The 12987-nt window shown below is 69.0% G+C and carries 9 protein-coding genes and 2 pseudogenes; 1 reads left to right on the top strand and 10 read right to left on the bottom strand.

Features of this window, described 5'->3' with window-relative positions; genetic code table 11:
• Positions 1-33: 33 nt before the first annotated feature.
• The 5 genes and pseudogenes from ABTY98_RS18060 to ABTY98_RS18080 all read right to left on the bottom strand — a co-directional run.
• Positions 34-342, bottom strand: a pseudogene (locus ABTY98_RS18060) (arabinofuranosidase catalytic domain-containing protein); the annotation flags it as partial.
• Between the two features lie 64 nt (positions 343-406).
• Positions 407-1873, bottom strand: a pseudogene (locus tag ABTY98_RS18065) (glycoside hydrolase family 10 protein); the annotation flags it as partial.
• A gap of 46 nt (positions 1874-1919) precedes the next feature.
• Positions 1920-2084: a hypothetical protein gene (locus tag ABTY98_RS18070; RefSeq protein ID WP_352221900.1), complete on the bottom strand. Its 165-nt coding sequence runs from the start codon at positions 2082-2084 to the stop codon at positions 1920-1922.
• Positions 2081-2530 carry a hypothetical protein gene (locus tag ABTY98_RS18075; RefSeq protein ID WP_352221901.1) on the bottom strand — a complete coding sequence of 150 codons (450 nt, stop codon included), beginning with the start codon at positions 2528-2530 and terminating at the stop codon, positions 2081-2083. Before ABTY98_RS18075 ends, ABTY98_RS18070 begins: the two co-directional genes overlap by 4 nt.
• Before the next feature lie 138 nt (positions 2531-2668).
• Positions 2669-4264, bottom strand: a complete 1596-nt coding sequence (locus ABTY98_RS18080; RefSeq protein ID WP_352221902.1) for an arabinofuranosidase catalytic domain-containing protein — start codon at positions 4262-4264, stop codon at positions 2669-2671.
• A 695-nt stretch (positions 4265-4959) separates the two neighbouring features.
• On the opposite strand from ABTY98_RS18080, the gene ABTY98_RS18085 reads away from it, so the two are divergent.
• Complete coding sequence (locus ABTY98_RS18085; RefSeq protein ID WP_352221903.1) at positions 4960-6003, top strand: LacI family DNA-binding transcriptional regulator; 1044 nt, start codon at positions 4960-4962, stop codon at positions 6001-6003.
• Positions 6004-6110: 107 nt separating this feature from the next.
• On the opposite strand, the gene ABTY98_RS18090 is transcribed toward ABTY98_RS18085, so the two are convergent.
• The 5 genes from ABTY98_RS18090 to ABTY98_RS18110 form a co-directional block, all read right to left on the bottom strand.
• Positions 6111-7964: an RICIN domain-containing protein gene (locus ABTY98_RS18090; RefSeq protein WP_352221904.1), complete on the bottom strand. Its 1854-nt coding sequence runs from the start codon at positions 7962-7964 to the stop codon at positions 6111-6113.
• A gap of 75 nt (positions 7965-8039) precedes the next feature.
• On the bottom strand, positions 8040-9776 hold the full coding sequence (locus tag ABTY98_RS18095) for an amylo-alpha-1,6-glucosidase (protein ID WP_352221905.1): 1737 nt from the start codon (positions 9774-9776) through the stop codon (positions 8040-8042).
• Positions 9777-9858: 82 nt separating this feature from the next.
• Positions 9859-10683: a carbohydrate ABC transporter permease gene (locus ABTY98_RS18100; protein WP_352221906.1), complete on the bottom strand. Its 825-nt coding sequence runs from the start codon at positions 10681-10683 to the stop codon at positions 9859-9861.
• Positions 10680-11663 (bottom strand): carbohydrate ABC transporter permease, encoded by a 984-nt coding sequence (locus ABTY98_RS18105; RefSeq protein ID WP_352221907.1) that lies wholly within the window; start codon positions 11661-11663, stop codon positions 10680-10682. The genes ABTY98_RS18100 and ABTY98_RS18105 overlap by 4 nt, the downstream gene beginning before the upstream one ends.
• A gap of 10 nt (positions 11664-11673) precedes the next feature.
• Positions 11674-12921 carry a sugar ABC transporter substrate-binding protein gene (locus ABTY98_RS18110; protein WP_352221908.1) on the bottom strand — a complete coding sequence of 416 codons (1248 nt, stop codon included), beginning with the start codon at positions 12919-12921 and terminating at the stop codon, positions 11674-11676.
• Positions 12922-12987 lie beyond the last annotated feature (66 nt).

Below are 12987 nucleotides of genomic sequence, written 5' to 3' on the forward strand. Positions count from 1 at the left end.
CATCGACTCCTGTGCCGAGTTGGGAGCGGGGGGTCAGCGGTAGCCGGCGGCGGTGATGCTGGCCTGCACCGCGTTGTCTGTCGCGTCGGAGGGGTAGCCGGCGACGATGGCTCCCTCGTAGAAGGTGCCGGCGCTCAGGTTGGCGCCGCCGCCGGGCTTGCAGCAGTCGCCGCCGCTGCCCAGGACGATGGCCCCTTGTTTCTTCATGGGGCTGTATCCGCCGGGAAGCCCGCCGTCCCACAGGGTGGTCAGGCCCCCTGACTGGGCGTCGCCGCCCTTGAGGGCGAACCTCGACGTGCCGTTGTTCTTCAGCATCGCGGTGACGAACTTCGTTCCCAGGGCCCCCGACCTGTACTTCGCCGCAGTGCCGGGGGGCAGGAGCGCGCGCTGGGCGCCGATCACCTCACCTGAGGTTCCAGTGCTGGTTGGCGCCGCCGTTGGAGTCCCAGACCTGGACCGGGGCCCCATTGGCGCTCTGCCCGCTGGGGACCTCCAGCGCCCGGCCGGAAGCGACGTTGGTCAAGGTGTACGAACCGTCGTCGTTCCGGCTCGCCCGCCAGTGCTGGTTCGCACCGCCGTTGGCATCCCAGATCTCCATCCGCGTGCCGTTGCCCGTCTGACCACCCGGCTCGTCCAGAACCCGCCCACTGCCGATGTTCGTCAGTGTGTAGGAGCCATCACCGTTCTGATTCGCCCGCTACTGCTGATTCGCACCACCGTTGCCATCCCAGATCTCCAGGGGCGTGCCATTCGCCGACTGGCTGCCCGGTACGTCCAACACCCGACCCGCAGCGACATCGCTCAGCGAATACACCGTGCCCGAGACGATGCCCCCCGGGTTCCCCGTACTGCCGCCCAGCGCGGACAGGACCGCGTCGTAGGCCGGCTTCTTGTTGCCGTTGTTGTCGAACAGCAGCGGGTTCTCCCCTGTCCGCCATGAGTCGCTGTCCCTGATCCCCCACGTGGTGATGCCGGTGCAGCGGGGGACGTTCATGCACGCCTGGACCGTGTTGGCGTAGGCGGTGGGCGACGCCTGGGCGATGTCGAGTTCGGTGATCTGGACGTCGACGCCGAGGGCGGCGAAGTTGGACAAGGTGGTCTGGAAGCTCGACGGCGGGCCGCCGGCGCCGAAGTGGCTCTGGAAGCCGACGCAGTCGATGGGCACGCCGCGCGCCTTGAAGTCGCGCACCATGTTGTAGACGCCCTGCGTCTTGGCGTCGGTCCAGTTCTCGATGTTGTAGTCGTTGTAGCAGAGCTTGGCCGAGGAGTCGGTGGCTCGGGCGGTGCGGAACGCCTCCTCGATGAAGCCGTTGCCGAGCACGTTCTGGAACACCGAGCTGCGGTGCTGGCCGCTGCCTCCGTCGGCGAAGGCTTCGTTGACCACGTCCCAGGCGTAGATCTTGCCCTTGAAGTGGTTCATCTCCGTGGTGATGTGGTTGTTCATGACACTGCGCAGGGTGTTCGCGTCCGTGATCGAGCTGACCCAGCCGGGCAGTTGGGAGTGCCAGACCAGCGTGTGGCCGCGCATCCGCTGCCCGTGCGCGGTGGCGTGGTTGACGATCTGGTCACCGGGCCCGAAGTTGAAGTTGCCGCGGGACGGTTCGGTGGTGTCCCACTTCATCTCGTTCTCCGGGGTGATCATGTTGAATTCCCGGTCGAGAATCGTGGAATACGTCGAGTCGCCGAGCTTCCCGGCGGCCACGGCGGTGCCGAAATAGCGGCCGCTGCCGGCCGCGGCCGAGCCCAGTGTGCCGGAAGCCGCGTGTGCGGCGGGGGCCACGGTCGCGGCCAGGGCCAGTACCGTGCCGACCGTCAGACCGGTTGCCGAGACCAGAGCCTTGCGGAGACGGGGCTCTTCGTTGAGCCAGGACATGAACGATCATTCTCCTTGTGTGTGGGGACGGAGGTCCCGATCAGGCTCAGGAGACCGGCAGAGCGGTCCACTGCTGGTTGGCGCCGCCGTTGCAGTCCCAGATGGAGTCGGTGATGGTCAGGCCGGTCTGCGTGAAGGCGAAACCGGAGCGGGGCACCTGGATCGCGCCCGCGGTGGCTCCTTGCCGTTCACGTACAACTGACGTGCTCACACCGCTGCCGACGTGGACCGACCAGATACTGTGGTCCGATCATGCACCTGCCAACCTGCTACCTGCTGGGCGCCGGTCACGACCGGCTGCTGCCCGGACATGGCCTGGTAGCTGATGGTGTGGCCGTTCTGGCCGCCGTCGCCGGAGCCGAAGGCCAGCGGCTGGGACAACCGGTAGGTGCCACCGGCCAGGTAGACCACGACATCCGAATCGGCCGAGAGCTGGTGCGCGGGCTGTCGCGCCTGGTCGAGGGTGGCGAACGGCCGCTGGGCGGTGCCGTCCCCGCCGGGGGTCGCCCCCGGCGCCACGTACACGGCGGCGGCCGCCGCTTGACGCTCGGCCGGTACGGCGCTCGTGGCCCCGGCCGTGGCCACGCTCACGGCCAGTAGGGCGAGCAGACGTACGGGGACGGCCCAGAGGCCGCGGAGCACTCTGGCTCTGGACATCGTCATCCTCCTGTGGTGACGCGTGTGCCCGGTGGTGGCAGGGGCGTGCGGCGTTCTTCGCCGTCGTGGCCGCCTGCATCCGGCGGCGCCGCGCCCCGTGGCCGGCGGTCAGCCGGCCACGGGTGGGAGCCGTTCACGTCAGGTGAGACTCCAGCGCTGGTTCGACCCACCGTTGCACGGCCAGAGTTCAGCCAGGGCGCCGTTGGCCGTGGAGGCGCCGGTGACGTCGAGGCAGAGCCCGGACTGCGTGCCGGTGACGGTGCCGTCGGAGTTCACCTGCCACTGCTGGTTGGCCCCGCCGTTGCACGGCCAGGTCACCACCTTGGTACCGGCGGACGTCTGGTTGTTGTACGCGTCCAGGCACATCTGGCTGCTGCCGCTGTAGACGGTCAACTGGTTGGAGGACGTGCGGGTCCAGGTCTGGTTGGCGCCGCCGCTGCAGTCCCAGATCTGCAGCTGTGTGCCGGCCGTGGTGGACGAGTTCGGCACGTCCAGGCACTTGCCCGCGCCCACCGCATGCAGCGCACCCGTGCCCGTCCCGCCGGAGGAGTTGCCGTATCCGGCCGCGGTGATGTTGGCCTGGACCGCGTTCTCGGTGGCGTCCGACGGGTAGCCGGAGGTCATCACGCCTTCGTAGAAGGTGCCTTGGGCGCCCTTGCTGTTGTCGCCGCCGATGCCCAGGATGATGGCACCCTGCTTCCGCATCGGGTTGTAGCCCGAGACGTTGGGGCGCGGCCCGTCGTAGAAGGTGGACAGGCCGCCGGACTGCGCGTTGCCGCCGCGGATCGCCCAGTGGTTCGCCCCGCCCTTGACGATGGCGGTCGTATACCGGTAGTTGATGGTCGGGTCGCCGGCGTTGTAGTGCTGATCGACGCCGGAGAACAGGCCGTTCTCCAGATCGGCCATGATCCAGGGGCCGTTGCCCGCACCGTAGCCCCAGACCTTGATGTTGCCGAAGTAGATGGCCTCCATGGTGCCGTTGCCGTCGTCGTTGCTGTCCGTCTCGGCGTTGCCGTAGTCGAAGCAGCACCCGCCGTTGTAGTGCGTGCCGTCGAAGATCGCGTACATGCCCTCGGGGTTGTCCCCGGTCGCGATGCCATTGGTGTGGTTGTTGCGGTAACCCGTGCCGGGCGCCACGAAAACGCCGTAGGCCTTGTGACCTCCCACCGTGGTGGGTGCGGCGGTCGCGTTCGCGAGGTTGTCGGGGCCGCCCGCGGCACCGCCCCCGGGCGCCTGGGTGAGGTTGTTGCTGCGCCCGGACTGGTCGTAGATGATCGTGATCAGGCAGGTCGTGCCCGAGCAGAACGAGTCCTGCGCCGCGGCGTCGGCGTAGCCGCCCGCACTCAGCAGGCCGATGTCCCGGGTGGTGTTGTCCGAGGCCCGCCGGACCTGGTAGAGCGGCCCGTTGTACGAGGCGTACAGCGCCCGCGTCGTGCTGTGCGCCGCCACACAGGGCGACCCGCCGGCCGCGTAGAGGTCGCACGGCCCGGCCGCGGCGGCCCGGGCTGTGCCGGCCGTGGCCGTGGCGCCGACCAGCGCGCCGGCGACGAGCACGGCTGCGGCCCCCGCCCTGACGAACGTCTTCGGCCGAGTACGGGACAAGGGCGCCGACGGACGGACGTCTTCCTGGTCCGGCACATTTTCCGGCCGGCCACGGCGCCGTACCGCCGCGAACAGCCGTCGGACGCCACCGCGTCCTGACAGCGGGCGACGTCCTGCACGTGTGGTTCCCATCTCATCTCCCTACCGTGTCGGCGCAACCCAGTCGGGTTGTGTGGGTGGCGCTAGTGATCCGGAAGCGCTTGCGTGCCGTTTTTGCAGCGGGATTACAGAGAGGTTTCGGGGGGAGACGGTGCTCCCGATTTCGCAGGGCTGTCAAGGGGGCGGAGTCTTCTGCTCCGAACCTTGTCGCGGAATCGATTCGATGGCTGATTCCTGCGTATCGGGACGGATCGGCACGCCCGAGCGGGTCCGACATGGCGGCAGGCAGGTGGCGGCGCGACCTCCTGCCGCGCAAGAGCGGCCGGTCGATCGGGTGTGTCCTACAACCCGGCCCGGATCACCTGGGGTGACCCGCCATCATGCCGGCGAACAGGGACGTAGACACGCAACCCCGGGGACGAGCGGCCGGGTCGCAGGCACTGGCCGAAGCGGCGGGGCTTCGATGCGCGCGGCGGCGCCGCATTCGCCTCGCGCACAGCATTGACCCCGCAATCCACCGGTCGTACCTTCATGTCGAAGCGCTTGCATGGAATCGATTCGCTCCACACCCTTTCGGTACCGCGTGAGACGCGGAACGCGTGACGGTTCCCGGCAGCCCGACGCCACTTCGGCACCGCCGGGCGGGTCCGCGACCAGCCCCTGCCCCAGGAACGAAACATTGCGCGCTAGGTATTCTTCTGGCCTGTGGGTGAGTTCTTGGGAGCTTCATGAACATCGGGGAGATCGCCCGGCGCGCGGGCGTGTCACGGAGCACGGTGTCGTACGCGCTGAGCGGCAAACGACCTGTCGCGGCCGGCACCCGCAGGCGTGTCCAAGACGTGATCGACGAGTTGGGATATCGGCCCAACGCGGCCGCGAGGGCCCTCAAGGAGGGGCGGACCCGGACGATCGGTCTGGTCGTCCCGCCCGCCGGCAGTCGGCTCACGCACATGCAACTGGACTTCGTCGCCAGCGTGGTCGACGCAGCCGCCCGGGTGGACCTGGATGTGCTGCTGTCCACTTCCGGCGGGGATCACGACCGTTCCTTCGAGCGGTTGGTCTCGGAGAGCCGCGTGGACGGTGTGATTCTCATGGAGATCCGCCTGGAGGATCCTCGTGTCGGTCGCCTGCAGGACGCCGGGCTGCCCTTCGTCGGCATCGGGCACACGGCCGGCGACCAGCAGATGTCCTGGATCGACGTCGACTACGCCGGCCTGATCGAGCACAGCGTGCGGCACCTCGCCGATCTCGGGCACCGCCGGGTGGCTCTGGTCACCCGGTCCCCGGAACTCATCGCGGCGGGTTACGGCCCCGCCCGCAGGGCCAGGGAGGGTTTCGAGAAGGCCCTGGCGGAACGCGGCCTCGACGGCATCGAAGTGCCGTGTGGGGACGATGCCCGTTCCGGCCAGGAATGCATCACGACGCTCCTGCGCAGTCACCCGGACCTCACCGCTGTCACCACCATCAACGAGGCCGCCCTGCCCGGCATCCAGAGGGCACTGGCGGACACCGGTCTCGAAGTGCCGTACGACTTCTCCATCACCGGAGTGGCGGCGAAGACGTGGGCCGATGACTTCCGTCCGCCGCTCACCGCGGCGGACGTACCGGCCCTGGAGATGGGCGAGAAGGCCGTTTCCCTGCTGGTGGAACGTATCGCCGCGCCGGACACCCCGCCTCGGCACATCCTGCTGGCACCCTCGATCTCGCTGCGCTCCAGCACAGCTGCCGCTCCCACCGGCCGGCAGACGCGAGTCAACGGCGCGGCGCGCTGAGCCGAGCGGATGCGCCAGCCGCGTCAGGGACGGGCGAGGCACGCGGCCGTCCGACAGCGATACCGGACGGCCGTGCGGCCCGGGGGACATTCCAGAGGTGCCGGCCGTCAGTCCTTGCCGAGGAGGCGCCAGATCTGGTTCTTCTTGGTGCTCAGGGCGCTCGCGGGGTCGCAGGTCCACTGGTGGATCCGGGCACCGGGAGCGGTGGAGACGTCGCTGACGTCGACGCACTTGCCGCTGTGGACGGCGACGAGTTGGTAGTCGTTGCTGTTGCCGAGTGCGGTGACGGGGTTGAGGGTGAACATCTGATTGGTCTGGCCGTTGCAGGTGTACTGGATGACGGCGGCGTCGTCGGTGGTGGAGGCTCCGGAGACGTCGAGGCACTTGCCGCTGAGCTCGTTGACGACCGTGTAGGTGTTCGTCCGGCCCGACACCGGCTTGAGGTCGAGCATCTGCTGGTAGCCGCCCTCGCAGTTCCACTGCTGGTACTGGGTGCCGTTGGCGGTGCTCAGGTTGGTGTCGTCCAGGCACTGGCCGCTGTTCTCGCTGACGGCGACCGTGGAGACGGTGGTGTTGGACGGCGGGAGCAGGGTGACGGTGTAGCCGTCCTTGGCGTTGCTCCAGGGCAGGCTCACCGAGGCCGCGTTGTTGCTGACCGTCAGGGTGGTGTCGGAGATCGTCTCCGGGCCTGCCACCGCGGCGCCGTTGTTGTAGGGGACGCGCTGGACGACCGCACGGACCTTGCCGCTCTCCACCACCGAGGTGGTGCCCAGGCCGGTGAGGTTGACCGTGACGTTGCCGGTGTTGCCGTTGCTGCCGAGCAGCACCTTGGCGTTCTTCGCGGTGTTGTCCTTGGTGGCGAGGCCGTCGGTGGCGGAGCCGGGGACGAGGTTGACGATGTTGCCGGTCTGGGATCCGTAGTAGCGGTACATGAACCACTCGCCCAGCGGCAGGTACTGGCCCGCGCTGTTCTTGGTGAGCAGGTTCGCCTCGTCATCGTGCAGAGCGGTGCCGGATGCCCAGTTGCCGCGCAGGCCGTCGGCGCCGGCCCGCTCCAGGCGGCCGATGAACCAGGCACCGCCGCCGGGGTTCTGCTGGGACAGCGCGGCGTACTCGTTGATCTGGTACGCGCGGGTGTTGGCCAGACCCGCGGCGGCGAGGGTGGAGTTGGCGCTTGCGACGCCCGGGACGGGGTCGGCGGGTTCGTCGTGCCAGCTGTAGATGTCGGGGGCGACGTTGTTCGCCTTGACGTAGTTGAGATACGTGGTCCACCAGCTGTTGGAGGAGGTGGGCTGGCCGGCGATGCTGGGGCCGACGATGAGCTGGCCCGGGAACGCCGCCCGGACGCGGGCGTAGAACCGCGACCACATCTGCAGGTACTGCGCCTGCGAGGCGCCCCAGAAGCCGCTGCCGTCGGGCTCGTTCCACAGGTCCCACTGGACTGTCATGTTGTTGGCTCTGACGTCGTTGATGAGCTGGGTGACGAAGTTGTCGAACTGCGTCCAGTCGCCGTTGTCACCGGGCCAGCCCACGTGGGTGGTGCTGTCGGCGCCCCACAGGTCGTGCGGCAGGAGCACGAAGGTGCCGCCGAGGGCGGCGGTGCGCTTGTACTGCGCCAGGGTCGAGTTCCAGCGGGTCTGGTACTCGGCGAGGCTGGTGGCATAGCCGCCGCTGTTGAGCTGGGCGCCGCCGGCCCGCATGAAGTGCCACTTGATGTCCTTGAAGAAGTGGTCCTGCGGGAGTGAGCCGTTCGGCGTCATGCCGTAGATCATTCCGGAGGCGCGGTAGGTGGGGGCGCCTCCGGCGGTGGCGAAGTCGACGGTGACGCTGGTGTCCGCGGCCCGGGAGGGGGCGGCCGGTACCAGGGTCGCGGCCAGGGAGGTCACGAGGACGGCGGCGGACCGGATGGCTCGGCGTCCGGTTCGGGGTGCTGGTCCGGGCAGGGTGGTGGGCGAGTTCATGGTGCGGCTCCTGAAGGGGGATGGAGGAGGAACCGGGGCTCGTCACGGCCCCGGGGCTGTGTGGGAGGCGGCCCCTCAGCGGCTCTCTCGGTGGGCGTGTGCTTCGGCCAGCAGGAGGTAGCTGCTGGCGGTCCAGGTGTAGGCACGGTCGCGCAGGCCCGTTCCGGTGAGGGCGTCGAAGTTCTCCGCGAACCCGTGGGTTTCGCACAGGGCGCGGAAGCGGGCGCTGATGTCGTCGGCCAGCCGCTGGTGGCCGGCGCGGCGCAGGCCGTCCTCGATCAGGACGGTTGCGGGGGCCCAGATCGGGCCGCGCCAGTAGCCGTCGGCGAGGTAGTGCGGTGAGGTGGTCAGTTCAGTGGCCAGGCCGTACGGCGTCAGGTGGGCCTTGACGCGGTCGGCCAGCGCACTGCCGACCTCGCCGGGCAGGTGTTCGCCCAGCACGATGGGCATCATGTCGAGGAGACTGGCGCTGTTCCAGGTGTCCCCGGTGGCGGCCGACCGGGCGACGAACCTGTCGCCGGTCCAGAGCTGGTCGAGCAGCGCGGTCTGGGTCTGCTCGGCTGTCGCCGTCCATCGGCGCGCCTCGTCCGGCTTGCCCAACGCCTCTGCCAGGGCGGCGAGTTCGTGCAGCTGGAGGACGAGGAAGGCGGCCAGGTCGGCGGCGACGACGACTCGCTCGGGGTCGAAGGTGGTGGCGTTGTCCCAGCCGCTGTCGTTGCCGTGCTGGTAGTAGGGCAGTTCGGCGCCGGGGGCTCGTCGCGCGGTGAGCCAGAAGGTGGTCCAGCCCTCCAACCGGTCGTATGTCTCGGCCAGTTCGGCCTGGTCGAGAGGCCTCGACAGCCGGCGGCGCAGGTGGCCGAAGGCCCAGCCGTGGATGGGCGGCTTGACGAAGTTGTACAGGACCTCGGAGTGGGTGACCGAGTCGGGCAGGGCGCCGCTGTCGTCCTGGTGGTCGAAGGGCAGGTGGTACTGGTCCAGGGCGAGTTCGGGGCAACCCGGAGCCAGGGCAAGGGCGTTGAAGCAGTGGTCCCAGCTCCAGACCTTGTCCATCCAGTGCTTGGACATCAGCACGGCGGGCCGGGTGACCAGGCCCGTCGGCCGTACGGTCGCCGACCAGGCGACGTAGGCGGCGAGTTCGGCGGCCGGGGTGGCGGACGAGCGCCAGGGGGCCACCGCGTCGGCGAAGTCCGCGAACGCACCCCGAACGGACCTCACGATGTCGTCGAAGGTCGCCGCGGACGCGTACGGCGGGCGGGAGGTGCCGAGTTCCTCGATCGCTATCTCCCAGGCTCCGTCCGCCTGCGCGGTCACGGTGAGACCGCGGTCGCTGCTGCCCAGGACCTGGCCTCCGGCCGTGTCGGCGATGGTGCCGGACAGCACGGTGACGCGGTACCGGCGTCCGGTCTCGTACGACGTGAACACGTGCGCGTCCGCCGCCGGGTCGTGGAAGAAGTACGTCCCGCTGAACGGGGTCAGTGCGTGCGCGGCGGCGAGGACGCCGACGCCCAGGCTGCTCCCCCGCAGCCGTACGGTGTCCGGGGACTCGTAGGCGAGGTCGACGTGCCCGCTCTCGCCGATCCAGCTGAGCAGGCCGGGTGTCGCCTCCACACGGGTGGCGGCCCGGTCTCCGGTGGCCGGGTCCACCGGGATCAGGCGCAGGACGGCGTGCATGCCGTTCTGGTGCGAGACGAGGTGGAGGTCCTCGGCGTACGTCCTCTCCGCCACCACGGGCGAGATGTCGAACCAGGACCCGTAGGTGCTGAACGGGATGTCGTGGACGGAGAAGGCCGGGCCGGACGGGACGGCGGTCATGGGGCGTGACTCGTTTCTGGAGCAGGAGGCAACGGTGACTGGCGCGCGGAGGCTTCAGCCGTCGTGGTGGGGTGGGGAGGACTCAGTCCTTGACCGCGCCGGCGGTCACGCCGGCGGCGACGTAGCGCTGGGCGAGGACGAGGATCACCGCGGCGGGCAGCGAGGCCACGACGGCGGTGGCCATGATGGCGTTCCACTGCTGGTTGTTGTTGCCGATGTAGTGGTAGATGCCGAGCGTGATCGGCTCATGGGCGCCGCCGTTGACCAGGGTGCTGGCGAAGACGAAGTCCGACCAGGACCACAGGAAGGCGAACAGCGACACCGTGACGACGGCGTTGCGGCTCATGGGCAGCACGACGGACCGGAAGGTCCGCAGGGCCGTTGCTCCGTCCATCTGCGCGGCCTGGAGCAGTTCGCCGGGGATGCCGGACATGAACGCGGTGAAGATCAGCACAGCGAACGGCACGGCCAGGGTGGAGTCGGCGACGATCAGGCCGGGGACGGACTGGAGCAGGCCCAGCTGGAGGTAGATGGCGTAGAAGCCCATCGCCATGATGATGCCGGGGATCATCTGGGCAGCCAGCAGGACGAAGCTCAGCAAGCCGCCGCCGCGCGGGCGCAGCTTGGCCAGTGCGTAGCCGGCGGGTGCGGACAGGGCCACGGTCAGCACCACCGTGCCCAGGCCGATGGCGAGGCTGGTGCCCAGATACGGCAACTGCTCGTCGAGGACGGTGCGGTAGCCGGCCAGGGTGCTGTGGCGGGGGAACAGGTCGGGGGGGCTCTTGCGCATGTCCTGGTCGCGGGTGAAGGACACGTTCAGCATCCAGTAGACCGGGAAGAGCATGGCTGCCGTCAGCAGCAGACCGATGGCCGTCTTCCACCACGTGCGGCTGATGCGTCGGTTCATGACAGCGCCTGCTTTCGCTGGACTCTCAGGTACACCAGGCCGAAGACGAGCGCCGCGACGACGAGCAGGTTGCCGACGGCGGCACCGGGGCCGAAGGCAGGCAGGAGGTTGCCGAAACCGAGCTGGTAGGACCAGGTGGCGAAGGTGGTGGACGAGTCCACCGGGCCGCCCTTGGTCATGATCCAGATGATGTCGAAGACCTTGAGCGTGTAGACCAGCCCCAGGAGCAGGGTGATCGCCGACACCGGGCGCAGCAGCGGGAAGGTGATGCTCCAGAAGCGGCGCCAGGCACCCGCCCCGTCGAGGGCGGCGGCCTCGTACAGGCCGGCCGGGATGGACTGCAGGCCGCTGTGGAGCACGACCAGGTTGAACGGGACGCCGATCCAGATGTTCGCGATGATCACCGAGATCAGCGACCAGGACGGCGAGGTCAGCCAGTTCACCGGCCCGATGCCGACGGCGTGCAGGGTGGCGTTGACGATTCCGGAGTCGCTGTTGAGCATCCACGACCAGGTGGAGGCGGAGACGATCAGCGGCAGCAGCCAGGGCACCAGGAACAGGGCGCGCAGGGTGGCCGACAGCCGGAAGTGCTGATGGAAGAAGACCGCGAGGGCCAGCCCGATGGCGTACTGGAAGACCAGACATACGGCGGTGAACACCGCGGTGTGCAGCAAGGCCGGGGCGAAGGTCGGGTCGTCGAAGACCTTCTGGTAGTTGTCCAGTCCGGTGAACGGGGCGTCGCCCTGGACGAAGGAGCGGACGGTGTAGTTGCGCAGGCTCAGGTCGAGGTTGCGGTAGAGCGGATAGGCGTAGAAGAGGGCGAGGTAGACGGTCACCGGGGCGAGGAATCCCCAGGCGGCCCACTGTGTGGAGGTGGGCCGGCGGCGCTTCCTGCTGCGGGCCGGGGTCGGGGCAGCGAGGGCCGCCCCGTTCCGGACGCCCGCGGACCGGTGGTCCGGCGGATGTGTCGTCTGCTTCATCGGGCTCACGTCACTTGGCCGCGGTCTGAGCCGAGGAGAGCGCGTCCTTGGGCGACTTGGAGCCGCTCAGGGCGGACTGGACGGCCTTCCACATCTGCTCGGAGATCTTGGGGTACTTGGTGCCCAGGTCGTCACTGGTGCGGCCCTTGGCCGCCTTGACCGCCTCCACCCACGGCTTCAGCTCGGCGTTCGCGGCCACCTGCTTGTCCTGGACCTCACTGGTGGGGGCCACGTAGGACAGGGTGGTGTCGGTGTCGTTGAGGTTGTCGGTGCTGGTCAGGCAGGTCGCCAGCTTCTGGGAGGTGGCGTAGCGGCCGGTGTCCTGCTGCACCGGGATGGTCATGAACTCGCCGCCGGTCGGGGCCGAGGCATTGCCTCCGCCTGCGCCGGGAATGGGCAGCACCCCGTAGTCGAGGCCGGCCTTCTTGGCATTGGCGAGCTGCCAGGTGCCGTTCTCGCTGAACGCGTAGTCGCCGCCGGCGAACTCCTGCCAGCTGGTGGTCTGGGTGTTGTTGAGCACCGAGTTGGGGGCGTAGCCGCTCTTCAGCCAGTCCTTCCACAGGGTCAGCGCGGACACGGCCTGGGCGGAGTCGAGTTCGGTCAGCTTGGCGCCCGATCCCCAGAACCAGGGCAGGAACTGGAAGCTGCCCTCCTCCGTGCCGATCGCCGAGAAGGTGATGCCCTTCTTGCCCGCCTTCTTGACCTTCTCCAGCGCCGCCGTCAGCGACTTCCAGTCCTTGACCGAGCTGATGTCGACGCCGGCCTGCTTCAGCACCTTCTTGTTGTAGTAGAGGGCGAGGGTGTTGGCGCCGATGGGCGTGCCGTAGGTCTTGCCGCCGGACTGGCCGGCCGCGAGCAGGTTGGGGTCGACCTTCGAGGTGTCCAGCTTGTTGTCGGCGGTCGTGGTGAGCACGCCCGCCTCGGCCAGGGTCGACACCACCGGGTTGTCGACGATGAGGACGTCCGGCGAGTTGCCCTGCTGGGCCGCCAGCAGCGTCTTGTTGCCGAGGTCGCTGGTGTCGAAGGCGGTCCGCTTGATCTTCACCCCGGCCTTGGTGCCGCACTGGTCGAGCAGCTTCGCCCAGGCCGAGCCCTTGTCGAACTGCGGGTAGGGGTCCCAGATGGTGTAGGTACCGCTGCCGGTGCCCTTGGTGTCGGTGCTGCCCGAGCCGGAGGAGCAGGCGGTGGCACTGACGGCGACGGCCAGGGCGGTCAGGGCCGCGGCGGTCAGACGGCGCTGGCTGGAGGAGCTGTTCATCGCAGGGGTTCCTTTGTTTTGGGCATGCGGGTGCCGAGGGCACGGGGTGGTGAGCAGGAAGCGGGC

Origin of the sequence: Streptomyces sp. NPDC096040 (assembly GCF_040303265.1) — a bacterium.
GTDB lineage: Bacteria > Actinomycetota > Actinomycetes > Streptomycetales > Streptomycetaceae > Streptomyces.

What these genes read in the sequence shown, in the direction of transcription:
- ABTY98_RS18075 (WP_352221901.1), bottom strand. Translation starts at nt 2,530, where the DNA reads ATGTCCAGAGCCAGAGTGCTCCGCGGCCTCTGGGCCGTCCCCGTACGT.
- ABTY98_RS18080 (WP_352221902.1), bottom strand. Translation starts at nt 4,264, where the DNA reads ATGGGAACCACACGTGCAGGACGTCGCCCGCTGTCAGGACGCGGTGGC.
- ABTY98_RS18085 (WP_352221903.1), top strand. Translation starts at nt 4,960, where the DNA reads ATGAACATCGGGGAGATCGCCCGGCGCGCGGGCGTGTCACGGAGCACG.
- ABTY98_RS18090 (WP_352221904.1), bottom strand. Translation starts at nt 7,964, where the DNA reads ATGAACTCGCCCACCACCCTGCCCGGACCAGCACCCCGAACCGGACGC.
- ABTY98_RS18095 (WP_352221905.1), bottom strand. Translation starts at nt 9,776, where the DNA reads ATGACCGCCGTCCCGTCCGGCCCGGCCTTCTCCGTCCACGACATCCCG.
- ABTY98_RS18100 (WP_352221906.1), bottom strand. Translation starts at nt 10,683, where the DNA reads ATGAACCGACGCATCAGCCGCACGTGGTGGAAGACGGCCATCGGTCTG.
- ABTY98_RS18105 (WP_352221907.1), bottom strand. Translation starts at nt 11,663, where the DNA reads ATGAAGCAGACGACACATCCGCCGGACCACCGGTCCGCGGGCGTCCGG.
- ABTY98_RS18110 (WP_352221908.1), bottom strand. Translation starts at nt 12,921, where the DNA reads ATGAACAGCTCCTCCAGCCAGCGCCGTCTGACCGCCGCGGCCCTGACC.